The sequence below is a fragment of the Ruegeria sp. BHSA162 genome (assembly GCF_059613385.1).
Window position 1 is genome coordinate 49,473 of the sequence record NZ_JBXWSK010000010.1, and the last position, 25,033, is coordinate 74,505.

29 protein-coding genes are annotated in these 25,033 nt (G+C 64.4%); 12 read left to right on the forward strand and 17 right to left on the reverse strand.

Translation table 11 applies throughout. From position 1 onward, the window contains the following. Positions 1-18: 18 nt before the first annotated feature. The 3 genes from mobB to AC2FM5_RS05500 are packed head-to-tail and all read right to left on the reverse strand — an operon-like array spanning position 19 to position 2,115. Positions 19-528, reverse strand: coding sequence for a molybdopterin-guanine dinucleotide biosynthesis protein B (mobB, locus tag AC2FM5_RS05490; RefSeq protein ID WP_170461030.1), 510 nt, complete (start codon positions 526-528; stop codon positions 19-21). Next, complete coding sequence (gene mobA, locus AC2FM5_RS05495) at positions 525-1,181, reverse strand: molybdenum cofactor guanylyltransferase MobA (RefSeq protein WP_496734303.1); 657 nt, start codon at positions 1,179-1,181, stop codon at positions 525-527. The genes mobB and mobA overlap by 4 nt, the downstream gene beginning before the upstream one ends. Next, positions 1,171-2,115: a formate dehydrogenase accessory sulfurtransferase FdhD gene (locus AC2FM5_RS05500; RefSeq protein WP_480632381.1), complete on the reverse strand. Its 945-nt coding sequence runs from the start codon at positions 2,113-2,115 to the stop codon at positions 1,171-1,173. The genes mobA and AC2FM5_RS05500 overlap by 11 nt, the downstream gene beginning before the upstream one ends. Between AC2FM5_RS05500 and AC2FM5_RS05505 the strand changes: the two genes are divergently transcribed. Together AC2FM5_RS05505 and AC2FM5_RS05510 are read left to right on the forward strand one after the other, a co-directional pair. Further along, positions 2,114-2,830: an AzlC family ABC transporter permease gene (locus AC2FM5_RS05505; protein WP_496734306.1), complete on the forward strand. Its 717-nt coding sequence runs from the start codon at positions 2,114-2,116 to the stop codon at positions 2,828-2,830. The two genes, AC2FM5_RS05500 and AC2FM5_RS05505, sit on opposite strands and share 2 nt — an antisense overlap. Continuing rightward, entirely contained in the window at positions 2,827-3,159 is a 333-nt protein-coding gene (locus tag AC2FM5_RS05510) for an AzlD domain-containing protein (protein WP_170342269.1), read from the forward strand. The genes AC2FM5_RS05505 and AC2FM5_RS05510 overlap by 4 nt, the downstream gene beginning before the upstream one ends. On the opposite strand, the gene AC2FM5_RS05515 is transcribed toward AC2FM5_RS05510, so the two are convergent. The 7 genes from AC2FM5_RS05515 to AC2FM5_RS05545 all read right to left on the reverse strand — a co-directional run bounded on the left by AC2FM5_RS05515 (position 3,148) and on the right by AC2FM5_RS05545 (position 9,679). Further along, positions 3,148-3,780, reverse strand: coding sequence for a hypothetical protein (locus AC2FM5_RS05515; RefSeq protein WP_480728405.1), 633 nt, complete (start codon positions 3,778-3,780; stop codon positions 3,148-3,150). The genes AC2FM5_RS05510 and AC2FM5_RS05515 overlap by 12 nt on opposite strands. 16 nt (positions 3,781-3,796) lie before the next feature. After that, on the reverse strand, positions 3,797-3,931 hold the full coding sequence (locus AC2FM5_RS05520; protein ID WP_093963530.1) for an aa3-type cytochrome c oxidase subunit IV: 135 nt from the start codon (positions 3,929-3,931) through the stop codon (positions 3,797-3,799). 91 nt (positions 3,932-4,022) lie between these two features. After that, entirely contained in the window at positions 4,023-4,583 is a 561-nt protein-coding gene (locus AC2FM5_RS05525) for a hypothetical protein (RefSeq protein WP_496734314.1), read from the reverse strand. After that, entirely contained in the window at positions 4,570-6,408 is a 1,839-nt protein-coding gene (locus AC2FM5_RS05530) for a glycerophosphodiester phosphodiesterase family protein (RefSeq protein WP_496734319.1), read from the reverse strand. The genes AC2FM5_RS05525 and AC2FM5_RS05530 overlap by 14 nt, the downstream gene beginning before the upstream one ends. A gap of 64 nt (positions 6,409-6,472) precedes the next feature. Then, entirely contained in the window at positions 6,473-6,925 is a 453-nt protein-coding gene (locus tag AC2FM5_RS05535; RefSeq protein ID WP_170342276.1) for a DUF6173 family protein, read from the reverse strand. 4 nt (positions 6,926-6,929) lie between these two features. Beyond that, entirely contained in the window at positions 6,930-7,976 is a 1,047-nt protein-coding gene (locus AC2FM5_RS05540; protein WP_496734322.1) for an MBL fold metallo-hydrolase, read from the reverse strand. Then, the gene (locus AC2FM5_RS05545; protein WP_496734349.1) at positions 7,976-9,679 is read right to left on the reverse strand and encodes an acyl-CoA dehydrogenase; all 1,704 of its coding nucleotides are present in this window, start codon (positions 9,677-9,679) and stop codon (positions 7,976-7,978) included. The genes AC2FM5_RS05540 and AC2FM5_RS05545 overlap by 1 nt, the downstream gene beginning before the upstream one ends. Positions 9,680-9,814: 135 nt before the next feature. Here AC2FM5_RS05545 and AC2FM5_RS05550 point away from each other — a divergent pair, with 135 nt between their 5' ends. Next, a complete protein-coding gene (locus AC2FM5_RS05550; protein WP_496734324.1) occupies positions 9,815-10,765 on the forward strand; it encodes an L-threonylcarbamoyladenylate synthase in 951 nt (316 codons plus the stop codon). On the opposite strand, the gene AC2FM5_RS05555 is transcribed toward AC2FM5_RS05550, so the two are convergent. Beyond that, positions 10,766-11,320 (reverse strand): YqgE/AlgH family protein, encoded by a 555-nt coding sequence (locus tag AC2FM5_RS05555; RefSeq protein ID WP_093963536.1) that lies wholly within the window; start codon positions 11,318-11,320, stop codon positions 10,766-10,768. 141 nt (positions 11,321-11,461) lie between these two features. On the opposite strand from AC2FM5_RS05555, the gene AC2FM5_RS05560 reads away from it, so the two are divergent. Together AC2FM5_RS05560 and AC2FM5_RS05565 are read left to right on the forward strand one after the other, a co-directional pair. After that, positions 11,462-12,274: a protein-disulfide reductase DsbD domain-containing protein gene (locus tag AC2FM5_RS05560; RefSeq protein WP_170365464.1), complete on the forward strand. Its 813-nt coding sequence runs from the start codon at positions 11,462-11,464 to the stop codon at positions 12,272-12,274. A 4-nt stretch (positions 12,275-12,278) separates the two neighbouring features. After that, complete coding sequence (locus AC2FM5_RS05565) at positions 12,279-12,710, forward strand: NUDIX hydrolase (protein ID WP_170360039.1); 432 nt, start codon at positions 12,279-12,281, stop codon at positions 12,708-12,710. Here AC2FM5_RS05565 and AC2FM5_RS05570 read toward each other — a convergent pair. The 6 genes from AC2FM5_RS05570 to AC2FM5_RS05595 all read right to left on the reverse strand — a co-directional run bounded on the left by AC2FM5_RS05570 (position 12,677) and on the right by AC2FM5_RS05595 (position 20,175). After that, positions 12,677-16,078 carry an efflux RND transporter permease subunit gene (locus AC2FM5_RS05570; protein ID WP_170438515.1) on the reverse strand — a complete coding sequence of 1,134 codons (3,402 nt, stop codon included), beginning with the start codon at positions 16,076-16,078 and terminating at the stop codon, positions 12,677-12,679. The genes AC2FM5_RS05565 and AC2FM5_RS05570 overlap by 34 nt on opposite strands. Before the next feature lie 5 nt (positions 16,079-16,083). Then, a complete protein-coding gene (locus tag AC2FM5_RS05575; protein ID WP_496734333.1) occupies positions 16,084-17,538 on the reverse strand; it encodes an efflux RND transporter periplasmic adaptor subunit in 1,455 nt (484 codons plus the stop codon). Positions 17,539-17,645: 107 nt separating this feature from the next. After that, positions 17,646-18,188, reverse strand: coding sequence for a molybdenum cofactor biosynthesis protein B (gene moaB / locus AC2FM5_RS05580; protein ID WP_170445477.1), 543 nt, complete (start codon positions 18,186-18,188; stop codon positions 17,646-17,648). Between the two features lie 6 nt (positions 18,189-18,194). After that, complete coding sequence (locus AC2FM5_RS05585) at positions 18,195-18,815, reverse strand: LysE family translocator (RefSeq protein WP_496734337.1); 621 nt, start codon at positions 18,813-18,815, stop codon at positions 18,195-18,197. Continuing rightward, the gene (locus AC2FM5_RS05590; protein WP_496734339.1) at positions 18,812-19,411 is read right to left on the reverse strand and encodes a metallophosphoesterase family protein; all 600 of its coding nucleotides are present in this window, start codon (positions 19,409-19,411) and stop codon (positions 18,812-18,814) included. The genes AC2FM5_RS05585 and AC2FM5_RS05590 overlap by 4 nt, the downstream gene beginning before the upstream one ends. After that, entirely contained in the window at positions 19,408-20,175 is a 768-nt protein-coding gene (locus tag AC2FM5_RS05595; protein ID WP_496734341.1) for a uracil-DNA glycosylase, read from the reverse strand. The genes AC2FM5_RS05590 and AC2FM5_RS05595 overlap by 4 nt, the downstream gene beginning before the upstream one ends. Before the next feature lie 85 nt (positions 20,176-20,260). On the opposite strand from AC2FM5_RS05595, the gene AC2FM5_RS05600 reads away from it, so the two are divergent. From AC2FM5_RS05600 to AC2FM5_RS05630, 7 genes are all read left to right on the forward strand, one after another. Then, on the forward strand, positions 20,261-20,875 hold the full coding sequence (locus AC2FM5_RS05600) for a scavenger receptor class F, member 2 (protein WP_496734343.1): 615 nt from the start codon (positions 20,261-20,263) through the stop codon (positions 20,873-20,875). Positions 20,876-20,940: 65 nt separating this feature from the next. After that, the gene (locus AC2FM5_RS05605; protein ID WP_170367586.1) at positions 20,941-21,876 is read left to right on the forward strand and encodes an aspartate carbamoyltransferase catalytic subunit; all 936 of its coding nucleotides are present in this window, start codon (positions 20,941-20,943) and stop codon (positions 21,874-21,876) included. Further along, the gene (locus AC2FM5_RS05610) at positions 21,873-22,391 is read left to right on the forward strand and encodes a hypothetical protein (RefSeq protein WP_496734345.1); all 519 of its coding nucleotides are present in this window, start codon (positions 21,873-21,875) and stop codon (positions 22,389-22,391) included. The genes AC2FM5_RS05605 and AC2FM5_RS05610 overlap by 4 nt, the downstream gene beginning before the upstream one ends. Further along, the gene (locus tag AC2FM5_RS05615) at positions 22,376-22,762 is read left to right on the forward strand and encodes a hypothetical protein (RefSeq protein ID WP_367646421.1); all 387 of its coding nucleotides are present in this window, start codon (positions 22,376-22,378) and stop codon (positions 22,760-22,762) included. The genes AC2FM5_RS05610 and AC2FM5_RS05615 overlap by 16 nt, the downstream gene beginning before the upstream one ends. Next, positions 22,759-24,039, forward strand: coding sequence for a dihydroorotase (gene pyrC, locus AC2FM5_RS05620; RefSeq protein WP_496734347.1), 1,281 nt, complete (start codon positions 22,759-22,761; stop codon positions 24,037-24,039). Before AC2FM5_RS05615 ends, pyrC begins: the two co-directional genes overlap by 4 nt. After that, entirely contained in the window at positions 24,039-24,644 is a 606-nt protein-coding gene (plsY, locus tag AC2FM5_RS05625) for a glycerol-3-phosphate 1-O-acyltransferase PlsY (RefSeq protein ID WP_170360019.1), read from the forward strand. Before pyrC ends, plsY begins: the two co-directional genes overlap by 1 nt. Continuing rightward, the gene (locus AC2FM5_RS05630) at positions 24,641-24,910 is read left to right on the forward strand and encodes a hypothetical protein (protein WP_496734348.1); all 270 of its coding nucleotides are present in this window, start codon (positions 24,641-24,643) and stop codon (positions 24,908-24,910) included. Before plsY ends, AC2FM5_RS05630 begins: the two co-directional genes overlap by 4 nt. The last annotated feature ends 123 nt before the right edge of the window (positions 24,911-25,033 follow it).

The following is a 25,033-nucleotide window of genomic DNA, read 5'->3' on the forward strand; positions in this document are numbered from 1 at the left end:
TCCGGTCCTCGGGCATGGTCAGGGGCTGGGCCGCGGCCCCAAGCCGACCTCGGCCAGGATGAAATCGGCAATTGCAGGCGTGTCGTTCAAGTCAAAAACCGGACGGTCCAGATCCAGCGGCGTGTCGCTGGCCACCGCGCGGATCGTCGGATCGTCGGCGGCGATCAGCGGGTTTCTGGGCTGGGCGCGAAAGGCTTCGACCTTGGGGTGCGGCGCGCGCTTGTATCCCTCGACCAGCACCAGATCGACCGGGGACAGACGCGCCAGAAGGTCGTCCAACAGCGGCTCGGGCGCGCCGCGCAGCTCTTGCATCACGGCGATGCGGCGGCTGGATGCAAGCAGAACCTCGGACGCCCCGGCTGTTCGGTGGCGGTGGCTGTCGGTGCCCGGCTGGTCCACGTCAACCGCGTGGTGAGCGTGTTTGACGGTCGAGACACTGAACCCGCGCCCGGTGATCTCGGCCACCAGCCGCTCGACCAGTCCGGTCTTTCCCGCATTCTTCCAGCCGGTGACGCCGTAGACCCTCATGCCCGCTCCAACAGGTGCTGCGCCCGGATCAGATCTTCGGGCGTGTTGACGTTGAAGAACGGATCGAACGGGTCGGCCGGAAACAGCGCCTCGCGCCCGTCATGGCGGTCGGTCCACAGGACCACCTTGCGCAACCCGTCCGTCAGGGCCGCGCGCAGATCGTCGCGCAGAGCGACGGGCCACAGGCCGAAGGTCGGGTGCCGGTTCACCCGGCGGCCACCGCCCGATTTCAGCGCCTCGTTACCGGTGCGCGGCGTGGTGGCCAGAGCCAGCGGATGAGCCTGCCCCTGCGCCGCCCGCGTCAGCCGCTCGACCAGATCGCGCGGAAAGAACGGCGTGTCGGCGGCAGCGGTGACGATGCAATCAGCGCCCTGCCCCGCCGCCCAATCCAACCCGGCCAGAACGCCCGCTAACGGCCCGGCGTAACCCGCGATGCTGTCCGGCAGGACCGGCAGGCCAAGATCGGCAAAGCGCGCAGGGTCGCCATTGGCGTTCAGCGCCAGCCCGGCCACCTGCGGCGCCAACCGGTCGATCACATGCGCCAACAGGCTTTGCCCCCCCAGTTGCAGAAACCCTTTGTCTCCGCCGCCCATCCGCGTGGCCAGACCTCCGGCCAGTATGACGCCGAGGGGGCGTGATGCTTCAACTTCCATCGGCGCTTTTCCTTCGATGCTTCCTGTCCTCGACCGGGACGGTGGCCGGGTCCGCGTCGCGCAGCAGCCGGTCTTCGCCCGACAGGCAGACGAAACGTTGGCCGCGCATCCGGCCGATCAGGGTCAGGCCGACCTCGCGCGCGATTTCGACGCCCCACGCGGTAAAGCCGGACCGCGAGGCCAGAACCGGGATGCCCATCATCGCCGTCTTGATCACCATTTCCGAGGTCAGCCGCCCGGTGGTGTACAGGATCTTGTCGCCGGACGCCTCGCCTTCGGACAACATCCAGCCCGCGATCTTGTCCACCGCGTTGTGGCGGCCCACGTCCTCCATATAGACCAGCGGGCGACTCTCACGGCACAGAACCGTGCCATGGATCGCCCCGGCCTGCAGGTACAGCGACGGCGTGCGGTTGATCTTGGCCGCCACATCATACAGCCACGAGGTGCGCACCTGAACCTGCGGCAGGCGCACGCCCTCCAGCCCCTCCATCATGTCGCCGAACACCGTGCCCACCGCGCAGCCGCTGGTGCGGGTCTTTTTCTTCAGCTTGTCCTCGTACGAGGTTTCGCGGGTCGTGCGCACCACGACGGTTTCCAGATCGTCATCGTAATCGACCCGCGTGATCTCGTCATCGGGGCGCAACATGCCCTGGTTGCGCAAAAAGCCCAGCGCCAGATATTCCGGGTAATCGCCGATAGTCATGGCCGTCACGATCTCTTGCGAATTGAGGAAGATCGTCAGCGGGCGCTCCTCGACAACCGAGATGCGGCTGACCTCGCCGTTCTGGTCCACCCCCTCGACCGCGCGGGTCAACCGCGCCGCGCCGGGATCGGGGGCGATGATGTATTCCGACAGATCGGTTTCGGTGGCCAATTGCAACCCTCTCGCTGACCCGCTACTGCTGCGCAGACCACCATAGGATCTAGCCATGGCAACCTCCACATCCAAGTCATACTATTGGAAGGGTTTTCGCGACGGGACCCCGTTCATCTTCGTGGCGGTGCCTTTCGGCACCCTGTTCGGCGTCTTCGCGACCGAGGCGGGCCTGAGCATTCTGCAGACCATGGTGTTCACCGCAGCCGTATTTGCAGGCGCCGCGCAGTTTGCATCGCTGCAGCTGCTGCAGGACGGCACACCCACGGCCATCATTCTGGTTTCGGCACTGGCCGTGAACCTGCGGATGGCCATGTATTCAGCGTCTTTGACGCCTTATCTGGGCGCGGCGCCCCTGTGGCAACGGGCTTTTGCCGCCTATCTTACGGTCGACCAGTCCTATGCCTGCTCGATCGTCCAGTTCGAAAAGGAACCGGACATGTCGGTTCCGCAGCGCATGACCTATTTCATGGGGTCGGTTTCGCCTCTGGTGCCCATGTGGGTACTGGCCACCTTTATTGGGGCCTACCTGGGAACGCAGATCCCGGATAGCTGGGCACTGGATTTCGCGCTGCCGATCACCTTTCTGGCCATGATCGGCCCGATGATGCGCACTCCGGCCCATGTGGTCGCGGCTCTGGTCGCTATCGTCGTGTCGCTGCTATGCGTGGCAATCCCCTACAATCTTGGCCTGCTGATCGCAGGCTGCGCAGGCATGATGGCCGGTGCGCAGGCCGAAGTGATGCTGGAACGCAGAAAGGTAGCGTTATGACCACCCCCGATCAGACAACGGTCTGGACGATCATCGTCGGGCTGGCGATCGGCAGCTATGCCCTGCGCTTCGTGTTCATCGGCTTTGTCGGAGACCGTCCGTTGCCGCCATGGTTGCTGCGGCATCTACGCTATACGGCGGTGGCCATCCTGCCGGCCCTGATTGCCCCTCTGGTCATGTGGCCCACGGCCACCGAGGGCCAGCCGGACCTGCCGCGCATGGCCTCGGCCGTGGTTGCCCTGAGCGTCGGGTTGATCACCAAGAACGTGCTGGCCGCCATCTTTGCCGGGGCCGGCACGCTGTATGGTCTGCTGTACCTAGTTGGTTGAAGCCGCTTCCAGCTGGTTGAGCGCGGCGTTGTTGGCCGCCAGCCCCGCCTGCAGATCGGCGCTGTCGTTTTCACGATATTCGGTCGTGACGACCCCCGGAATCTGCCCGAACTGATCGGACAACTTGACCGGGTAGAAGGTGGTCTGGATCTGCTCGAACCCGGGAACCTGCTGCAGCAGCCGAGCCGTCGAGTTGGCGCAGTAGGCGCCCGGAACCGGTCCGGACTGTTTGGCCAGCTGATAGGCGATCTCGGCCTGCTGGGGGGTCACCTGGACGGTCTGGATGCGCGCATAATGCGTTTCGCGTGCGTGCGAGCTGCGATAGGCACGCTCGACCGCGGGGGTGATGCCATACAGCACGTCATCCTTGATCGGCACCACGTCGGCGCGGAACGACCCGGCGGGGTCGAAAATTACCCGCTCGCTGGCGCTGATCATCAGCGAGGTATGCGCGCCAGACCCCGTACGCGTGTTGATCATCGTGTACAGGGTCAGCGTTGAGGGCCCCGGGTCACGGTAGGATCGCGCAACGATCTCGGACTGGTCGGCCTGAGGGCGCTGCGACGTGGCACAGCCTGCGACGGTCACTGCCAGCAGGCAGGCAATCAAGATGCGAAACATGACCCGTCAGTCCGGCTTATGCCCCAAAGATCGCAAGAAACAGGGCAATGAAGCAGATCACCACGACGCTGTAGGTGGTGAATTTGATGAACCCGTTGAAGGTTTTAGTCTGGACGGTGATGTCCATCTCGCCGTGCTTGTGTTCAGCCATTTCGAAAGATTCCCAATTCGCGTGTTTGCCGGTTTGGATAAATCATATTTTCCGGCCTGTCACGACGTCAATCGCGCGCAGGTGCCCGAGTTCAGTCGCCCGCAGCCTCATCGGTGGCAAAAACCGAGCAGCCGGGATACCCGAAGCCCCACCGCCACGGCAGGCCGGTACAGGGGCCACCTCCGAATCGGACGGCCATGAACATCGCCTCGGCGGTGATCGACATGGCCGACGTCACCTGCTCGGGCGTCATGTCGTACTGCGTGGCATAGTCCTGCGCATGCACGGCTCCGAATTCCTTGACGCACGCGCGCAGGGCGCGGTCAGCCTCCAGCCGGGCGTCAAAACTGGCGTCGGCGGACGTGGCGCCCCCGGCGGTGTGATACGCGCGATCATGAGTCACGCAGCAGGATTCCCACGGCGGGTGGCTTTCGTAAACGGCGCGAAATCTGGGAAAGGTCTCTGCCACCAGCCGCCAGCTGGACGACATGCCCCCCGAGCAGCCATCGGTTTCAAACGCGCTCAATGGTTGCCTAACCGATTGCGCGATCAAAGCCCGATGCGCGGGCATCTCGACGCCGCGCATCAGATCCTGCGCCGAAGCCGACCCGGCAAGGCAGGCGAGCAAAAGACCGAAGCTAGGGGCTTTCATCGCGCATCGCCTCGGTATCGACCGACAGGCCGAAGGTCGTGGCCAGCCACAGCAGCAAGCGCTCGCCCGGTTCCATTTCGGCGCGGACACGCAGCACTTCACGCGCCATGGCGGGGCGGTCGGTGATCAGACCGTCGACACCCATCGAGGCCATCGACGACATCTGCAGCGGGTCATTCACCGTCCAGACATAGATATCCTTGCCTGCATCATGGACCGAGCGGATCAGCCCGGGCGTGACCATCCCGGCATTCACCGCGACGAAATCGCCCTCCAGCCCGGTCAGATCGCCCACCGCCGTGGCAGCCAGAACGCCGGCGCGCCAGTCCGGGCGCAACGCTTTCATCTTCTGCACCGCCGGGTATTTGAGCGACATCGTGGCGATGTCCTGCTCCATCCCGAATTCTTCGACGATGGCGGCCACGCGGTTTTCAAGGTCGACATCATGGCCATAGTATTTCAGTTCGATGATGACCTTGGATTTACCCTTCGCGGCCTTCAGAACCTCGCGCAGGGTCGGAGTGCGCTGATCGGCATATTCGGGGTCGAACCAGCTGCCGATGTCGATCTGCGCCACATCCTCCATCGTGGCATCCCAGACCTTCAGATTGACCCCGCCCAGCTTCATGAAGTCGCTGTCATGGGCCACGATCACCTCGCCGTCGGCGCTTTCTTGTACGTCGATCTCGACCCAGTCGGCCCCGTCTTCGATGGCCTTCAGCACAGCAGCCATCGTGTTTTCCGGCCGCAGCGCCGCCGCGCCCCGGTGGCCGATCACGTCGGCATGATCGGGTGCCGAAATCTGGTCCAGCACGTCCTGGCTGAACCAGATACCGGCCAGCACGGCCACGATTGCCGCGGCAACGGTCACCAGAACCGGGGCGCGCAGATTTCCGGCTTCGGGATGGGGAAGCTCTGCCGCCCGAGGTTCAAAAAACCCATCCAGCAGAACCGCCAGCGCGCCCAGCGCCACAGCCGCCAGCACCAATCCGGCCAGAGACCACAGCCCGGCCACCAGCAGGCTGAGCGTCAGGGCAAACCGCAGGTTCGTGCCTTGTTCGAGAGGTACAAGGTGGAACAACAGGCTGGCCACGGCGGCAATCAGCGCAGCAATCGCCAGACGTATGGCCAGCCACAGTGCCAGTTCGATCTTCAACCGGCCGCGTTTGCCCTCCATTCGGCGGGCGCTTTCGGCGAAGGCGTCCGAAGGCGCAATTCCCTCGAACAGCACCAGATGCAGGGCGAGCGCCCAGGCCGACAGGCGGCGGATCAGCACCCAGGCCATCGCCAGCACCACCAGCCCGATCAGCGCGACGGCCACCTGGAAGGCGGGCGGATGGAAGGTCAGGTAGTAGTTGATGTCGTATTCGGTCAGCGTCCACCACGCGATCAGGCCCGCGACCGCCACGAAAGGCACCGCTAGAACAAGCACCCGCAGAATGAAGCGCACCGCGAAGGAAAACAGCGTCGGCAGGCGCGACAGGATCAATCGCAGCGCCGACCCGCCGGCCCGCCACGGGTCGCCCTCGCCCATCCTGAGCGATCCGGCCATGACCGAAAAGACGAACACCTCGGCCAACAGGAACAGGCCCAGAATGACCACCGCCGCCACGAAGCCAACCGGCGACAGGATGAACATGGCGATGTCCTGATCGGTCAGCGCAGTTTGATCGGACAGCATCACCGCCAGGTTCACGGTGAAGGCCACGCCGGGTGCGATCAGCGCGATGAGCAGCAGACGCACCGCCAGATAGATGGGAACAAAGGTCCGGCGTCGGACCCAGGCCCCGCGATAGGCATCTGTTACGGTTGAGAAATGTGACACGCCGGCCCCCTTTGAATGCTGAATTCATTCAAGGCCGCGCAGATGTGAATTGCAAGCGTGACGCTCAGCTTTCCTCAAGCTTGGCGGCCAGGCGAAAGCCGATCCGGTTGGCGGGCTTGTCCTCGACCGTTTTGGGCAGGGCGCGCAGCATGACGTTCAGCTGGCTGACATGCTGCACCAGCTGGGTGCGTGCGCCCGAACCGTCCGAGCCGTAGAAGGTGATCACGTCGGGGTCAAAATATCCCATCCCCTCGATCCGCATCACCCCGGCGTCACCGCCGGTAAAGCCCATGGCGACCTCGTGATCGGCATCGAGGGTCTGCTCGAAGTTCTGGATGTACAGGATCAGCCGCTCATACGCCCATTGGGCGGGGCTTTTGCTGTCGACCGGCTGGCGCAGGGGTTCGGGCAGATCCTTGGTGCCCGACGTGCTGTCCGGGTCAGCATGAACCTCATAGCACCGGGGCAGAGCCGCCGCTTCGGCGGCCTCGGCCGAGGTTTCGATCTTGTCCTGCATCGTCTCAACCTTTGCGCTGATACACCCATGCGCCGTCCTCACGGCGCGCCCGGGTCACGGCTCCAGTGTGATAAAGTTGGTTCAGATGCGCAACCGCCTCGACCAGCGCAAGACCGTATTCGCCGTCGCGGATCGGACGTTTGAACAGGGTCACGAAACAATCCGAGGCCGCCTTGGGCGCGTCCAGATCGTCCAGCAGGCGTGCAAGAGCGCCGTGATGGTTCTCGATCAGTTGCTTCATGCGGATCGGCAGGCCGATGAAGGGCAGCTTGTGGCCCGGCAACACCACCTGATCGGGCCGTGCCAGCTGTTGCAGGCGCTCACAGGCCTCCAGCCAGTCGGACACCGGGTCAGCCATCGGCTCGGTGGCATAGACGCCCAGGTTCGGGCTGATCGAACTGAGGATCTGGTCGCCCGAGATCACCAGGTTGTCGTCGCGGCTCCAGAACGTGGCGTGTTCGGGGGCATGGCCATTGCCCATATGCACGTCCCAGTCCCGCCCGCCCATGCGGATCACGTCGCCCTGCTTGATGCGGACAAAGCCCAGAGGCATCGGATAGACCGTGTCGGCAAAATTGAAGGGCCTCTCGGACATGCGCTTGGCCAGGATCTCGGGGGCCATGCCGGCGCTGCGGTAGAACTCCAGCGTCTCCTCCGGCCAGCTCTCCTGCACGTCCAGCGTCAGCATTCGCGCAAACAGCCATGCGGTGCGGCTCGAGACCAGTTCAGCCCCATGTTCCGACTGGAACCACCCGGCATTGCCGACGTGGTCAGGGTGGTGATGGGTGACCACCACGCGGGTCACCGGCTTGCCCGCAAGCGGCTCGGCCATCAGGTCGGACCACAGGCCCCGCGTCTTTTTCGATGAAATCCCGGTGTCGATCACCGTCCAGCCATCGCCGTCATCCAGCGCGTAGACATTGACGTGGTCCAGCGCCATCGGCAGCGGCAGGCGCATCCAAAGCACGCCCTCGGCGATCTCGGTGGCTTGTCCGGGCGCGGGCGGCTCGGGCCAGGGATGGCGAAACGCCGGAGGCCGCGCGCCGTCCATCACGCGGCCAGTTCGTCGGCGCTGAGCGCGAACAGGTCTTTGGCCCCGATCTGCGCCTGATCCAGCAGGCCCGCGTATTCCGGCAGGCGCGCGGTGATGTAGTACCGCGCGAGCTTGGCGCGCGGACCATCCGGATCGGCCAAAGCGGCGATCAGGTGGTAATGCGCACCCAGCACGCGGGCAAAGGCGTTCAGATAGGCCACGGCCCCGGCAAAGCGATTGTTCATGTCCTCTTGCGCCACCTGCCACTCGGTCGCCTCGCGCAGGGATTCAGTCGCCTCCCATACCGGGCCGGCCAGCTCGGGCACGGTGGCGCGGGCGCGCTCGGCATGATCTTCGATCTCGTCCAGCAGGCGGGCGGCGGCTTCGCCCCCGTCCATCATCTTGCGGCCGACAAGGTCCATGGCCTGAATGCCGTTGGTCCCCTCGTAGATCGCGGTGACGCGAACATCGCGGTAATACTGCGCGGCGCCGGTTTCCTCGACATACCCCATGCCGCCATGCACCTGCAGGCCGGTCTCGGCCACGCGCATGCCGGTCTGGGTGCCGAAAGCCTTGCAGATCGGGGTCAGCAGGGCCGCCCGCGCGGCCCAGTCGGCGTTGTCGGTGGCCTTGGCCATGTCGATGGCCGCGGCATTGGCCAGCATGATCGCACGGGCGGCGAACAGGTCGGCCCGCATGTCCATCAGCATCCGGCGCACATCGGCATGATCGATGATCGTGCCCGAAGGCGTCTTGCCCTGCTTGCGTTCCAGAGCATAGGCCAACGCGTGCTGATAGGAGCCCTCGGCCGCGCCCACGCCCTGCCCGCCGACGCCGAGGCGCGCGTTGTTCATCATCGTGAACATGGCGGCCATGCCCTTGTGTTCCTGGCCCACCAGCCAGCCCTTGGCGCCGTCATACTGCATCACGCAGGTGGGCGAGCCATGCAGTCCCATCTTGTGTTCCAACGACACCACCTTCAGGTCATTCGCCACGCCCGGATTACCGTTTTCATCGGGGATGAACTTGGGCACCAGGAACAGGGAAATCCCCTTGGTCCCCGGCGCGCCATCGGGCAGACGGGCCAGAACCAGGTGGCAGACATTCTCGCAGAAATCATTGTCGCCCCACGAGATGTAGATCTTCTGCCCGGTGATCGCATAGGTACCATCGCCGTTGGGTTCGGCCTTGGACGTCAGCGCGCCGACGTCAGACCCGGCCTGCGGTTCGGTCAGGTTCATCGTGCCCGACCATTCGCCCGACATCAGCTTGGGCAGGTACAGCGCCTTGAGCTCTTCGCTGGCGTGGTGTTCCAGCGCCTCGATCTGACCCTGGCTCATCAACGGGGCCAGCTGCAGCGACAGACAGGCGGCGCTCATCATCTCGTTGACGGCGGTGGTCACGGTCATGGGCAGGCCCATGCCGCCGTATTCGGGGTCACCGCTCATGCCGATCCAGCCACCCTCGGCGATCGCCTTCCAGCCATCGGCATAGCCGGGCGAGGTCCGCAAAACCCCGTTTTCCAGTCGCGCCGGCTCAAGATCGCCGGGGCGCTGCAGGGGGGCCATTACCTCTTCGCACATCTTGCCGGCCTCGGTCAGGATGGCGCTGACCACGTCCGAGGTGGCCTCGGCGAATTTCTCGGTCGCGGCGACGTCCTTGAACCCCACCACCTTGTCCATCAGGAACTCGTAATCAGTGACAGGAGCGCGATATGGCATGGTTTCCCCCGGAAATCGTGTGTCGGTCGCAATGGCGGGCTTGGAATCCATGGCCCGCGCCGGTATTCATCTAAGCTTGTTCGATTACCTATCCGTCCCCCTGTTGCAAGCAACCAAAACGCCGCGTCACCACCCATGATCCCCAACAGCACGCAATATCTGGATGCTGATCCCGCCGGGATTGCAGCCGCGGCCGACCTGCTGCGTCAGGGACTGTTGGTCGCCTTCCCGACCGAGACCGTCTACGGGCTGGGCGGCGACGCCCGCAACGGCGAAGCCGTCGCCGCGATCTACGCCGCCAAAGGGCGACCCAGTTTCAACCCGCTTATCGCGCATGTCGCCTCGGTCGAGGCCGCCAAACGCTATGTCGAGTGGTCGGACAATGCCGAAAAACTGGCAGCTGCGTTCTGGCCCGGTCCGCTGACGCTGGTGCTGCCGCTGCGCGCAGGGCATGGCGTGTCCTCGCTGGTGACGGCAGGGCTGGAGACGCTGGCCGTGCGGGTGCCAGCCCACCCAACCGCGCGCGCATTGCTGAGCGCAGTTGACGGACCCGTCGCTGCCCCATCGGCAAACCCCTCCGGTCGGATCAGCCCGACCACTGCGGCGCATGTGCGCGTAGGTCTGGACGGTCGGATCGCCGCCGTACTGGATGACGGACCCTGTTCAGTCGGGTTGGAATCGACCATCGTGGGCTTGGCCGGCACCCCCGCTTTGCTGCGGCCCGGCGGTGTGGCACTGGAACAGATCGAAACGGTTCTGGGCACGCGCCTGACCCGCCACAAGCCCGGAGATCTGCTGACCGCTCCGGGGCAGTTGCTGTCACATTATGCTCCGGATGCACCGGTGCGGCTGAACGCCACCGAGCGGCGCGGGGACGAGCTGCTGCTGGGATTTGGCAATGTCGATTGCGACCGCAACCTGTCTGCCAGGGGTGACCTGATCGAAGCGGCGGCAAACCTGTTTGCGTATCTGCACGAACTGGACGGTACGGGGCGGCCGATTGCCGTCAGCCCGATCCCTTCCGAGGGCGTGGGGGCGGCCATCAACGACCGCCTGCGCCGGGCCGCGGCGCCGCGCAACTCCTGATCAGGCCCGACCGGCGCTGGCCGACAGCGTCAGCGGATCGACACCCAGCGTGGCCAAGGCGGCCTCCCACTTTTCGTCGTCGGCAACGTCAAAGACCAGTTTCGATGTGGCATCGGTCGTCAACCAGCCATTGGCCGCGATCTCATCTTCCAGCTGTCCAGGCCCCCATCCCGAATAGCCCAGCATCAGCATCGAGTTCAGCGGCCCCTTGCCAGAGGCGATATCTTCGAGCACGTCCAGCGTCGCCGTCATGCTGAAATCGCCGGCCACGTGCAGCGAATGCAGATTTGCGTCGTAGTCCGCGCTGTGCAGGACAAACCCCCGGGACAATTCGACGGGACCACCAAAATGCACAAGGCGTTCTCCGACAACCGGGATGCGGCACGCGATGTTCAACTGTTCAAGCAGCGTCTTGATCCGCAAATCCGACGGTTTGTTCACGATCAGACCCATCGCGCCGTCATCGCCGTGGCTGCACAGATACACCACTGAATGATCAAAGCGCGGATCGCCCATGCCGGGCATCGCAATCAACAGTTTTCCAGTCAGATCCATCAAAAAACTCGTGCGGCTTATTCCCTTACAATGACCTTGCGGAAGCCGGATTGGCAAGGGATCACGCCTGAAATCCCGCGATTTCTGCCGGTGACCAGAACGTGACTTGGCAAACCTGCCCGCAAGTCGCATGTATGGATCATGAGATCGCTGTTCAAACCCGTCCTGACCGTTGTTTCAGCTTGTCTGGCCCTGGCCGCACCTGCGCAGGGGCAATCGATCGACTCGATCGTCCGGCTGGACGTGATCGATGGCGGCCAATCCGAGGATGGAACCTATCTCACCGCGATCCGGTTGGATCTGGAACCCGGATGGAAGACCTATTGGCGGGCCCCCGGTGACGCCGGCATTCCGCCTGAATTCGACTGGCGCCGCTCCGGCAATGTCGGCGCGGTTGCGATCACCTGGCCCACGCCGCATGTCTTTGACCAGAACGGCCTGAAGTCCATCGGCTACGAAAAACAGCTGGTGTTGCCGGTTCGGATTACGCCCAAGGACGCATCCAAACCGGTCCGGTTGCGCGGCGAGGTCGATCTGGGAGTGTGCAAGGATGTCTGCATTCCCGCATCGCTGAAATTTGACCACGAACTGGACGCCGGCGCAGCAAGAAATCCGGCGATTGCGGCTGCGCTGGCGCAACGGCCCTTCTCTGCACGCGAGGCTGGCGTTACCAGCGCGGCCTGTCGCCTGAGCCCGACCGCGGACGGTTTGCAGGTTCAGGTACAGATCGACATGCCCTCGGCCGGTGGCGCCGAACTTGCGGTGATCGAACCGGGGAACCCGGCCCTGTGGGCCTCGCAGACTGAAACCAAGCGGCAAGGCAACCGGCTGACCGCCACGTCCGAGGTGATCAGCCCAGACGGTCAGCCCTTTGCGCTGGACCGGTCCGCCGTGCGGATCACGGTTCTGGGGACCAAACACGCGGTCGACATTCTGGGCTGCAGCGCGGGCTGAGCGGATGCAGCAGGTTCCCCGGATCGGCGCACTGGCGGTTGTCGTAGATCAGGGCCATGTCCTGCTGGTGCAACGCAGCAAGGCCCCCGATGCCGGTCTCTGGGGATTTCCGGGCGGCCATGTGGAGTGGGGCGAAACCGTCTTGCAGGCCGCCGCGCGCGAGTTGATGGAAGAAACCGGTATCGAAGCAACCCCGCAGGCGTATCTGGGCAACCTTGATCTGCTGGTCCGGGATGCGGCCGGACAGATCACCGCCCATTATTTGCTGGTCGGCGTGTCCTGCCGCTTCGCATCCGGCACTCCGGTCGCAGCGGATGATGCGCAGGATGCGCGTTGGTTCCCAATCCGGCAGGTGCTGGACCGCGACCTTGCAATGAGCGCCCGGGTGCCCGACCTTCTGTCTCAGGCACTGGCCCGGGATGAAAGCCTGACATAAAGCGCCCCGGACACGATCAGGCTGACGGCCAGAATGGCAACCGCACCGGCCGCGAACGCTCCCAGCCCCATTCTCAGCAACGCCAGACCGTCCTCGTCGCCGTACAGGCCGGACAGCACACCCAGCGGCGCGCCGGCCAGAACCGGCCAGACCATCGTGACCAGCAGCCAGAGGATCATCGCACCGCCCGTCCCCGCGGCCGCGACCCGGACCACCTTGTCTGGCGCCCGCAAGGCGCGGCGCATCGCCGTCATCGGGCGAGAAATATCACTCAGGATCGCCAGCAACGCGGGAACCAGGAGCAGCACCAGCACCATGCCGAACCCGAGCCCGTAGACCAGCGTGATCACCGTGGGTTTGAGGAATTGCGCCTGCTGCGACCCTTCGTACAGCAACGGGGCCAGCCCCATCACCGTCGTCAGCGTGGTCAGCATCACCGGCCGCAACCGGTCAGCGGTGCCTTCTATGATCGAGGGCACCAGCCCGCGATCCTGCTGATACCCATCGATGGTCGTTATCAAAACGATCGAGTCATTGATGATGATCCCGGTCATGCCCAACAGGCCGACGACCGTGAACATGCTTAGCGGAACGCCCCAGATGTAATGCCCCCAGATGGTGCCGACCAGTCCAAAGGGAATGATCGCCATCACCACAAGCGGCCTTGTCCAACTGGCGAAGATCCACGCCAGAACAAGGTAGATTCCGGTCAGGCACAGGATCAGACCGGTACGCGCCTCGGTCAGGAACTCGTCCTCCTGTTCGCTCAGACCGGCCATGCGCCACTCGACCTGATACTCGGCGGCGATATCAGGCAGGATTTCCTCGCGCATGGCGCGGGTGATTTCCGCGGCCTGGGCCGGGTCATCCTCGGATATGTCCCCGTTCACTGCGATCACCCGCAGGCCATTTTCCCGGCGCACCGTCGAGAACCCCGACTCGCGCTTGACCGAGACGATGTCAGCCAGCGGGACATAGACCCCGTCCGGTGACCGCATCAACGTGCGTTCCAGGAAATCTGCGGTCAGCTCGCTTTCGGGCAGTTCGACCCGGATCTCGGCGCTGCGAGGACCGTCGGGGAATGTCGCCGCCTCGATCCCGTTCAAACGGTGACGCAGAACCCTGCCCAATGTCTCGATGCGGAAACCCAACGCCTCACCCTGTGCCGTCAGATCCAGAATGTATTCTTCCTTGTCATAGGCCAGATTGTCTTCCAGCGCTGAAACCTCGGGGTATTTCGACAGTTCCGCCTGCAGGGCCTCGGACGCGGATTTCAGTGTGTTCACGTCCGCGCCGAAAAGCTGCACGTCGATGGCATCACCACCCGGACCCGAGCGCCAGCCGCGGAACGTCAGCAATTCGACCTTGGGATGGCGCGGCACGAATTCCTGCAGCTCGCCCACGAATTCAAAGCTGGAATAAGGTCGCAGGTCGGCATCGATCAACTCGATCGAGATACCGCCCAGCAAATCGCCATCCTTGCCATCGGCGGCAGACAGACCATAGCCGGCGCTGCCCCCGATCTCGGCCAGAACATAGTCGATCGGGTTGCGACCGTGGCGTTCTTCGTAGATCTGGCCCAGCTCTTCGGTGGCGCGCTGCAGAATGTGCATCATTTCGATCGTGTCGGCGCGGGTAGCGCCTTCGGCCATGATGAAATTGCCGGTGACCGAGCCCCGCTCGGGCGCGTTGAAAAACCGCCAATTGACGTCGCCCTTGATGAACAGCGCTATCTGGCTGGCCAGAATGGCGATCATCAGGGCCACGACCACGTATCGCGCCCAGATTGCCCACGCCACCAAAGGTCGGAAAAGAGTGTCGCGCACCCAGCGAAAACCCCTGTTCACAACCCGGTTGGGCCAGTCATACCAGTGTTCCTTGGCCGAATGTGCGATGGCATGCGCCATGTGGTTCGGCAGGATCAGAAAACACTCGATCAACGAGGCGATCAGTACAGCGATCACCGTAAAGGGAATGTCCCGGATCAGCTCTCCGAACCGTCCGCCAATGGCGGTCAGACCGAAAAAGGCGATCACGGTCGTGACCGTGGCCGCAAAAACCGGCATCGCCATGCGCCGGGCGGCGCGCTCGGCGGCAACGACCGGTGGCTCGCCCAGACGGCGGGCCCGGAAATCGGCGTGTTCCCCCACCACGATCGCATCATCCACCACGATACCCAGCGTGATGATAAGTCCGAACAACGAGACCATGTTGATCGACAGCCCGCCAATATACATGAAGGCGATGGCCGCCGACATGGCCACCGGGATACCGGCCGCGACCCAGAATGCGATGCGCGCATTCAAGAAGAGGAACAGCAGGCACACCACCAAGCCCAGCCCGACCAGCCCGTTGTCGATCAGAATGTCCAACCGGTCGGTGATGGCCTGCGCCCGGGTACGGATCAGCTCGACCGAGATACCATCCGGCAGGCTCGCCTGCATCTCGGCGACCACATCCTCGACCGTGTGCTGAATGTCGATCGCGTCCCCCAGGTTCGACCGGTCCACCCGGACGGACATGGCCGGATTTTCCCCCACGAAATAGCTGCGATTGCGGGTAACGCCCTCGACCCGGATCTGCGCGACATCGCCGACCACCAGCTTGGACCCGTCCGGATAGGTGCGCAAAGCGATGCGCTCGATCTCCTCCGGGGTGCGCTTTTCGACACCGGTGCGGATCCGGGCGTTTGCGCCGGTCACGTCCCCGGCCGGATTGGCCGTGACCTCGGCCGCGACCGCCGAGGCGATCTCGGACAGGGTGATGTCGTTGGCGATCAACTGCGCGGTGGGAACCTCGACCACGATGCGTGGAGCGGCAAGGCCGCGGATCGTGGTCCGCGTCACACCGGCAGCGAACAGCCGATTGATCAACTCATCCGTGAATTTGGCCAGCTGCCCGGTCTCGATCGGGCCGGTGAGGACAACATCCGTCACCCGGTCTCGCCACGCGGCCCGCCGGATGGACGGTTCTTCGGCATCCTCAGGCAGGTTGGTCACGCTGTCGACCGCAGTGCGCACTTCTTCGACGGCGCGGCTCATGTCCCAGTTGGGTTCAAATTCCAGCGCGATGCGAGCCGATCCTTCGCGAGAGGTCGACTCGGTGCTGGCAACGCCTTCGACAGCCAGCAATGCAGGTTCAAGGATCTGAACAATCCCGTTGTCCACATCCTCGGGCCCCGCACCATCCCATTCGACGTTGACATTGACCCGTTCCAGGATCACGTCCGGAAAGAACTGCGCCCGCATGTTCGGCGCCGAAGCCGCGCCAAGGACCAGCATGACCACCAGCAGAAGGTTGGCAATGGTCCGGTGACGCGTGAAATAGCTGAGGATGCCGCTGGCCGCGCCCGGGATCTCGCGCATCATGGCGCCTATCCCCCGGCCCGGTTTTCAAGCCGCCGCAACAGAGACGACGGCACCTTCGCCTCGCTCAACTGAGCAAGAACACGGGTCTTGGCGTCCTGGGACATGCGGTCGCTGGCCTCGACCTGCGCCACCAACCGCGCGCGGTGCTCGTCCGTCAGCTCGACCATGTCCGGCTCGACCGCGGCGCTGTCTTCGATGCGAACCGGGCGCACGCGGACCCCCGACCCCAGCAGCGGGGTCCGACCCACAACGACTTCGCGCCCTTCCAGCCCGGCGCCGCGCAGCAGAACTTCGTCCCCTTGCCGGCGCACCAGCTCGACCGGGAGCGTTTCCAGCCGGTCGTCGTCGCCCAGCACCAGCACGGTGCCTTGCGCATCCAGAACCGAAGACGGGAGACGCACGACATTATCCAGCGGCTGTTCCTCGACCGAAACGGTCACGAAATCGCCGGGCTTGAACCCCGGCGCGTCATCAAGCCGGGCATAGAGCAACCGGCCGGTCTGGCCCTCGCCGGCCGACCCGCTGTCGCGGCTGATCCGACCGGTGGCGCTCAGGTCCGTGCCCGTCACCTCAAGCGAGATGGTCACCGGTGCCGGGATCAGCTTGCCCTGATCGTCCAGCAACCGCACGTATTGCGCGGTCGAAACACGGAACGCGACCTCCAGCGCGAACGGGTCGACCAGTTCGGCCAGCTTTTCATTTGCCGTGACCAGGCGCCCTTCAACCAGCGTGACACCAGTCAGCGTCCCGTCGAACCGGGCGCGGATGGTCATGTCTTCCAGATCGCGTTCCGCCGATTCCAAAGCGATACGGGCCCGCGCCAGCAACGTCGTTGCCTGATCGACGCGGGACTCGGCCTGCGCCAAAGCGATACGGCGCGACAACACGGTCTGCCGGGCCGAGGCCGCGGCCAATTCGGCCTCTTCAACGCTGGCGGTCGCGCCCACGCCACGGTCCAGCAAATCCTTCTGACGCTGCAGGGCCCGTTCCCGCAGATCCGATTGGGACTCGGCGGCCTTCAATTCATCCTGTGCCAAAAGCAGGGCGCGTTCGGCGTCGCGTTCTTCAAACTGGGCATCCAGCAGGTCCGACCGCGCCCGGTCCAGTGCCGCCTGCGCATCGGCCGGGTCCAGCTCGACCAGAACTTCGCCTGCGCGCACAACCCCGCCATCCTCGAAATTTTCCGCCAGCCCGATGACGCGGCCGCCCAGCGCCGCCCGCAATTCCAGGCGCCTGCGGCTTTGAACTTCGCCAAATGCTTCCAGATAGGGGGTGGCGGTTTGTGGCTCGGCCTTCTGAACCGTGACGGCGAACACGCGTTCGCGCGCCTGCGGGGGGTTGTTGTCGCGGGTCATGACCTCTTGCACTGCGCCGGTGATCATCTGCGCCGCGACAATCAACAGCGCAAGCATCAGGGATGCCAGAAAGACACCGATGAGGCTCTGCCGCAGAAATCGCATAGATCTTTCACTCCGGTTGCAACGGGACGCCGTCTATAAATAGGTAGCCGGGCCGGAAAAAATACCAACCCACAAGGCGGTTATGAGCCGTTAAACGTACGACCAGTCTACTTCCGTCGCAGATGTTCGTCCAATCTGGGCATGATTTCCACGAAATTGCAGGGCCGGTGGCGATAATCCAGCTGTTTTTCCAAAATCCCGTCCCACGCATCCTTGCAGGCCCCCGGGCTGCCCGGCAGCGCAAACAGATAGGTTCCGCCGGCGACGCCACCTGTGGCCCGCGACTGCACCGCCGAGGTTCCGATCTTCTCCATCGAAATCAGGGTGAAGACGGTGCCAAAAGCCTCGATTTCCTTTTCATAGACGTCGCGATGGGCCTCAACCGTGACGTCGCGCCCGGTCAGCCCCGTGCCGCCGGTCGAGATCACCACGTCGATCCGGGGGTCTGCGACCCAGGCGCGCAACTGGTCGGCGATCTGGGCGCGCTCGTCCTGAATGATCTTGCGGTCGGCCACGGTGTGCCCCGCACGCTCGATCCGGTCGACCAATGTTTGGCCCGAACGATCTTCGGCCAGTGACCGCGTGTCCGATACGGTCAGAACAGCGATGCGGATGGGGATGAATTCCATGGTTTCATCAATTCGGGACATGTCGTGTCAGGCTCTTTCCATAATGGCCAGCCGGGCCGCCAGAGCGACGAACACGCCGCCGCTGACCCAGCCGAGAATTCGCGAAGCCCGCGGGCTTGAAATCAGCGCTCGCCCGGCGCCGCCGGCAAATGACCCCACCAGGGCATTCACGACGAACCCGCCCACAGCGATGATCGCGCCCAGCAGCAGAAACTGAGCCAGAACCGATCCGTTGGCCGGCGATACGAATTGCGGGATGAAAGCCAGAACAAACAGAATGATCTTGGGATTCGTCATGTTGACCAGCATCCCCTCGCGAAAGGCATGGCCCGAAGACTGGCTTGGAGCGTCAGTCCGGACCGCACCGTTCCGGATGGTGCCCCAGGCCAGATACAGCAGGTAGGCCACGCCCAGCCAGCGAATGACGTCGAACAGCCAGGGCATAGCCGCGACCGCCGCGCCAAGTCCCAGCCCAGCCAGCAGAACATGAACCATCAGACCAGTCGAGACACCGGCGCTGGCCACGATGGCCGATCGGGCGCCCGACCGAAGCCCAAGCCCGAAGCAGAACATCATGTCAGCCCCCGGCGTCATGTTCAGCGCTATGGCGGTTGGGATGAAGGTCAACAGCGTTGCGTATTCGATCATGGATCGACCTCGAACCAATTCACCTTGGGCCCCAGATTCGCGATCCGGGTGCGACCGATCTCGCCGCGATAACCCCAGCTGTCGTGGATATGACCGCACAGAGCAAAGTCAGGTTGAATCCGTTCCACCGCGTCGCGCACCGCGCTCGATCCGATCGACTGCCCCTGCGAGGTCCGGTCGCCTTTGCCCTTGGGCGGGGCATGCGTGATCAGGATGTCGGCCGACGCGCAGCGATTGAGCAGCTCTGCGGCCTCGGCTTCGGTCAGGTCGCAGGACCAGTCACCAAATGGCGTGACCGGTACGCCATAGCCAAGTCCGAACAGGCGCAGCCCGTCCACGGTCATGCCTGTTCCGTGCAGAACATGCACGCCGTCCGGCACGGCCGCCGCCAGTTCCTCGGCGCTTTCGGCGTTGCCGGGAACCAGAACCATCGGCGCGGATATGCCGGAAAGCATACCTATCGCCTCGTCCAGCCCCTGACGCATGTTGCAGTAATCACCCGCGCCGATCACCAGGTCAGCTTCGACGCTGGCTGCCACCAGTTCCGCAGCCCGACTGCGGGCCATGTGCAGGTCGGAAAAGGCCAGAACCTTCATCCCTTGTTCTCCAGATATGCGCGCAGATCCAACAGATCGGCCCAAGCCTGACGCTTGGCATGGGGCTGGCGCAGCAGATAGGCGGGGTGCAGCATGGGCAGAATCGGCAGATTCAGCGCCTGATCCCACTGCCCGCGCAGACGCGTAATGCCGCGCTTGCTCAGAACCGCCTGGCAGCTGATGTTGCCCATCACCACCAGAACCTTCGGCTTGGCTAGGGCCACGTGCCGTTCCAAAAACGGCTGCATCATCGCGATCTCGTCCGGCCGCGGGTCCCTGTTCTGCGGCGGACGCCAGGGCAGAACATTGGTGATGTAAACGTTCTTGGCGCGGTCCAAATCTATCGCGGCCAGCATCCGATCCAGCAGCTGCCCGGCGCGGCCAACGAACGGCTTTCCAGCGCGGTCTTCTTCACGGCCCGGGGCCTCGCCGACGATCATGACCGGCGCACCGGGTGTCCCATCAGCAAAGACCAACTGTCGCGCGCCACGCTTCAGATCGCAGTGTTCGAACGCCTCCATAGCGGCGCGCAGCTGATCCAGAGACGATGCCGCAGACGCAGCCTTCTTTGCCTCGACCACCGGATCCGCCTTGGCGGGCTTTTGCACCGCGGGCTGCGCTACGGCGGATTTTTTGACCTTTGGCGCGGTATCCGGCAATGCATAGCGGTCAACCGGTGCGTCGACGATCGCATCGGTTACGCCCAGCTCAACCTGCCATTCCAGCAGGGCACGCGCGGTGTAGGGGTCAAGGGCCGATTCCATGACCATCAATCTACTCAGCTTTGCGGGAAGGGAAAGCAAATTGGCCTTGCCTTGGCGCATTGCCGGGCCGACGATAGTCCCCGTCATGACGCGAACCCTGGGCCTTCTGCTGATCACTCTGTTCGCCCTGCTGCCCGGCGGGTCGGAGGCACAGTCGTTTCTCAACAATCAAGGCCAATGCCGTGGGGGCCAGTTTCAGTGCGGTCTGAAATGCTGCTCGGTTGGCCAACGCTGCAGCTATGACGGGTTCTGCATTCAGGCCGGGGGCACCTATTGCGGCGGCGGGCGGTCCTGCGGGCCGTTCGAGAAATGCGTGGCCGGGGGCACCCGATGTGCGCCTGCGGGCGCGAACAAATGCGCCTCGCGGCTGGATTGCCCCAGCGGGTCCTTCTGCAACGCGCGCGGCGAATGCGAGCGCAGTTCGCCGGATTTCGACCCCTCACCGAAACCGGCAACACCCTGCGACGACGGGCGAACCTGCGCAGCCGGTTCGACCTGCCTGCCGGGCGGCGGCTGTACGCGCCCCGGCTGGTATCTGTGCGAAGAGACCGGATCGCAATGCCGCACCGGGTTCAAATGCTCGGCCAATCAGGGCTGCGTGCCCAGAAAGGCCGTCGATTGCGGATACGGCAAGTGGTGCAAACCCGGCGAGCGGTGCCTGCCCGAAGGCGGATGCGAGAAACTGCCCGATGGGGACTGACTCCAGTTGCCCCGACGCGCTGCGCTTTCTATAAGCGGCGCGACTGTCAGACAGGAGCCCGGCCCATGCGTTTCGCCCATCGTCACCTACTTGGCATCGAGCATCTGTCCCAATCCGACATCACCGCCATTCTGGACCTGGCCGAAAAATACGTCGATCTGAACAGGCAATCGGCCAAGCACTCGGACGTTCTGGCGGGGCTGACCCAGATCAACATGTTCTTCGAGAACTCGACCCGCACGCAGGCCAGTTTCGAATTGGCGGGCAAGCGGCTGGGTGCGGATGTGATGAACATGGCGATGCAGGCCAGTTCGATCAAAAAGGGCGAGACCCTGATCGACACGGCGATGACGCTGAACGCCATGCATCCCGACCTGCTGGTAGTGCGGCATCCGCATTCGGGCGCGGTAGACCTGCTGGCGCAGAAGGTCAACTGCGCGGTGCTGAACGCCGGCGACGGGCGGCACGAGCACCCCACGCAGGCGCTGCTGGATGCGCTGACCATCCGGCGTGCCAAGGGGCGGCTGCACCGGTTGAACGTGGCGATCTGCGGGGATGTGGCCCATTCCCGCGTGGCGCGGTCAAACCTGATCCTGCTGGGCAAGATGGAAAACCGCATCCGCCTGATCGGCCCGCCGACGCTGGTGCCTGCGCAATTCGCCGAATTCGGGGCCGAGATCTATGACGACATGACCGAGGGCCTGCGCGACGTGGACGTGGTGATGATGCTGCGCCTTCAGAAAGAGCGGATGGATGGCGGGTTCATCCCGTCGGAACGGGAATACTACCACCGCTATGGCCTGGACGCCGCCAAGCTGGCGCTGGCCAAGCCGGACGCCATCGTGATGCATCCCGGCCCGATGAACCGCGGGGTCGAGATCGACGGCACGCTGGCTGACGACATCAACCGCTCGGTCATCCAGGAGCAGGTCGAGATGGGCGTCGCCGTGCGCATGGCCGCGATGGAACTGCTGGCCCGCAACCTGAAGGAGGAGGCATGAGCGATCTGGACATCTCGGCTGGCGAGCGCGGCGTGATCCGCCTGTTCGCGCTGGACATGCGCCCCGAAGAGGCGAAGTTCCTGCGCGAGCCCGGCGCGGCAAACCAGATCCTTGGCGTCACTGGGCTGGACCCCGAGCAGATCGACGTGTTTCCGGTGTCCGACCTCGAGGACCTGGGCCTCTACGGCTATCTCAGCGAGGGCTGCGGCGTGTCCGAGGACCAGCTGGACCGGGCCAAACTGGAGTCGGTCGACGGCTGGGTTTTGGTGCTGCGCAGCGCGGCCCTGAGTGCGCGCGCGGCCACGCTGAGCCCCGACCCGCGTCTGCGCCTGATCGGTCTTTACACCGAAGAGGCCACGAACTGGAGCGGCGGCACCATCGAAACCGAAAGCGCGCGACCCTACTCGGCCGCGCCGAGCCCGGTTTCGAGCGAGCAACCCCGCCGGACGGGATCGGCCGTGCTTGCCTTGATCATCCTGTTGGTCATCGGAGGTGCTCTGTGGCTGATCCTGTGACCTTTGCGCCGGACAAGGGCGCCTATGTCCGTACCAACGCCTGGTTGGCCGCGGGCGCGATGGCGGGGGCGATGCTCGTGCTGTGGCTGATCGGAAATCCCTATGTCTGGACCGGCGCCCCGGCCGGTCTGGCGGCGGTGGGCGTCCGGGCGTGGTACCTTGCCTCGGAGGAACTGGTGGCGAACTGGCAGATGACCGACACCACCCTGACCGGACCCGGCGGACGCAGCGTGCCGCTGAACCAGATCGCGGCCGTGAATATCATGGGCAGCTTCGTGCAGATCGTCACCAAAGGCGGCGACAAGCACCTGATCAAGTACCAGGCCGACCCGGCCGCCACCAAAGCCGCGATTGAAAGGGCAATGGCATGACCAACCTGATCTTCACCAACGCCCGCCTGATCGACCCCGAAGCCGGAACCGACGCCCTGGGCTGGCTGCATGTGGCCGACGGGCGCATCTTGGCCAGCGGCGACGGTCCGGCGCCCGAGGCGGACGCGCAGGTGATTGATTGCGGCGGCCAGTGTCTGGCCCCCGGCATCGTCGATATCGGCGTCAAGGTCTGCGAGCCGGGCGAGCGACACAAGGAAAGCTACAAATCCGCGGGCCTTGCCGCCGCGGCCGGAGGCGTGACCACAATGGTCACCCGCCCCGACACCCTGCCTGCGATCGACACGCCGGAAACGCTCGAGTTCGTCACCCGACGCGCGCAGGCCGACACGCCCGTCAACGTGCTGACCATGGCCGCTCTGACCAAGGGCCGCGACGGGCGCGAGATGACCGAGATCGGGTTTCTGATGGATGCGGGCGCGGTGGCTTTTACAGACTGCGACCATGTGGTGACGGACACCAAGGTATTTTCCCGCGCGCTGACCTATGCCCGGGCCTGCGGCGCGCTTGTCATCGCCCACCCACAGGACCCGGGCCTGAGCCATGGCGCCGCGGCCACCAGCGGCAAGTTCGCCGCCCTGCGCGGTCTGCCCGCCGTTTCGCCCATGGCCGAGCGCATGGGGCTGGACCGCGACATCGCCTTGCTTGAAATGACCGGCGCGGCCTATCACGCCGATCAGATCACCACGGCCCGCGCCCTGCCCGCACTGGAACGGGCCAAACGCAACGGGCTGGACATCACCGCCGGCACCTCGATCCATCACCTGACGCTGAACGAGCTGGACGTGGCGGACTATCGCACCTTCTTCAAGGTCAAGCCGCCGCTGCGCTCCGAGGATGACCGGCAGGCGGTGATCGAGGCCGTGCGGTCCGGCCTGATCGACACGATCAGCTCGATGCACACGCCGCAGGACGAGGAAAGCAAACGCCTCCCGTTCGAAGAGGCGGCCTCGGGCGCGGTGGCGTTGGAAACCCTGCTGCCGGCCGCGCTGCGCCTTTATCATGCCGATCAACTGGACCTGCCGACCCTGTTCCGGGCCATGACACTGAATCCGGCGAAACGACTGGGGCTGGACTGCGGCCGCCTGATCGCGGGCGCCCCGGCCGATCTGGTTCTGTTCGACCCGGATGTGCCCTTCGTGCTGGACCGGTTCACGCTGAAATCGAAATCGCAGAACACCCCGTTTGACGGGCAGCGGATGCAGGGTAAGGTCACCGCAACCTACGTTGCAGGCAAAGAAATTTTCCGGAGATCCTGATGCCCGTTTTCGACAGCTCGACGACCCAACTGATTATCTGGGCCGCGATCGGATACCTGATGGGGTCGGTGCCTTATGGCATGATCGTTGCGCGGGTGATGGGACTGGGCAACCTGCGCCAGATCGGGTCCGGCAATATTGGTGCCACCAACGTGTTGCGCACCGGCAGCAAGGCGGCGGCGGCGCTGACTCTTCTGTTCGACGCCGGCAAAGGCGTGGTCGCGGTCCTGCTGGCCCGGGCACTGGCCGGCGACGATGCCGCCCAGGTCGCGGCGCTGGCGGCTTTTGTCGGCCATTGCTACCCGGTCTGGCTGAGCTTCAAGGGCGGCAAGGGCGTGGCAACTTTCCTGGGCCTGTGGCTGGCGCTGGACTGGCGGGTGGGCGTTGCGTGCTGTCTGACATGGCTGGTCGCTGCTGCGATCTGGCGAATCTCGTCCCTCGGCGCGCTGGCCGCGGCAGCCCTGTCGACAACATGGGTGATGATCCTGACGGACGGGTCGACCTTTTTGCTGGGCGTCGTTCTGACGCTGCTGATTTACTGGCGCCACCGCGAAAATCTGGCCCGCATCAAGGCGGGAACAGAGCCCAAGATCGGGAAATCGTGACCGCGCCGGCCGACTTTTTGGACTCATTCTTTGCCTTGCCGGCGGGTTCGTTCACCGGAACCGCAAACGGTCGAAGCTATTCGGTCACGCGGCTGGCGATGGCCGGCGGCAAATCGCACAAGCTGGTCGCCCATCAACGGGGTGGTGCGGACTACATCAGTATGAACCTGTACCTGACGGATCAAAGCGGCGCTTTGCTGCGCCCCTGCGAGATGCCTGCCGCCAAGGTCGTACGCTTTGTTCTGGCCCTGGTACCCGACAGCTGAACCGCAGACCGATCTGCGCTTGCGAACAGACCGCCTGGTATTTCCGCACATTCACGTTTGATTGCTTTGAACGTGATCGCCGCCTTTCCCACCTGAGTTTTCGTGACGCTCAATTACCGGGTG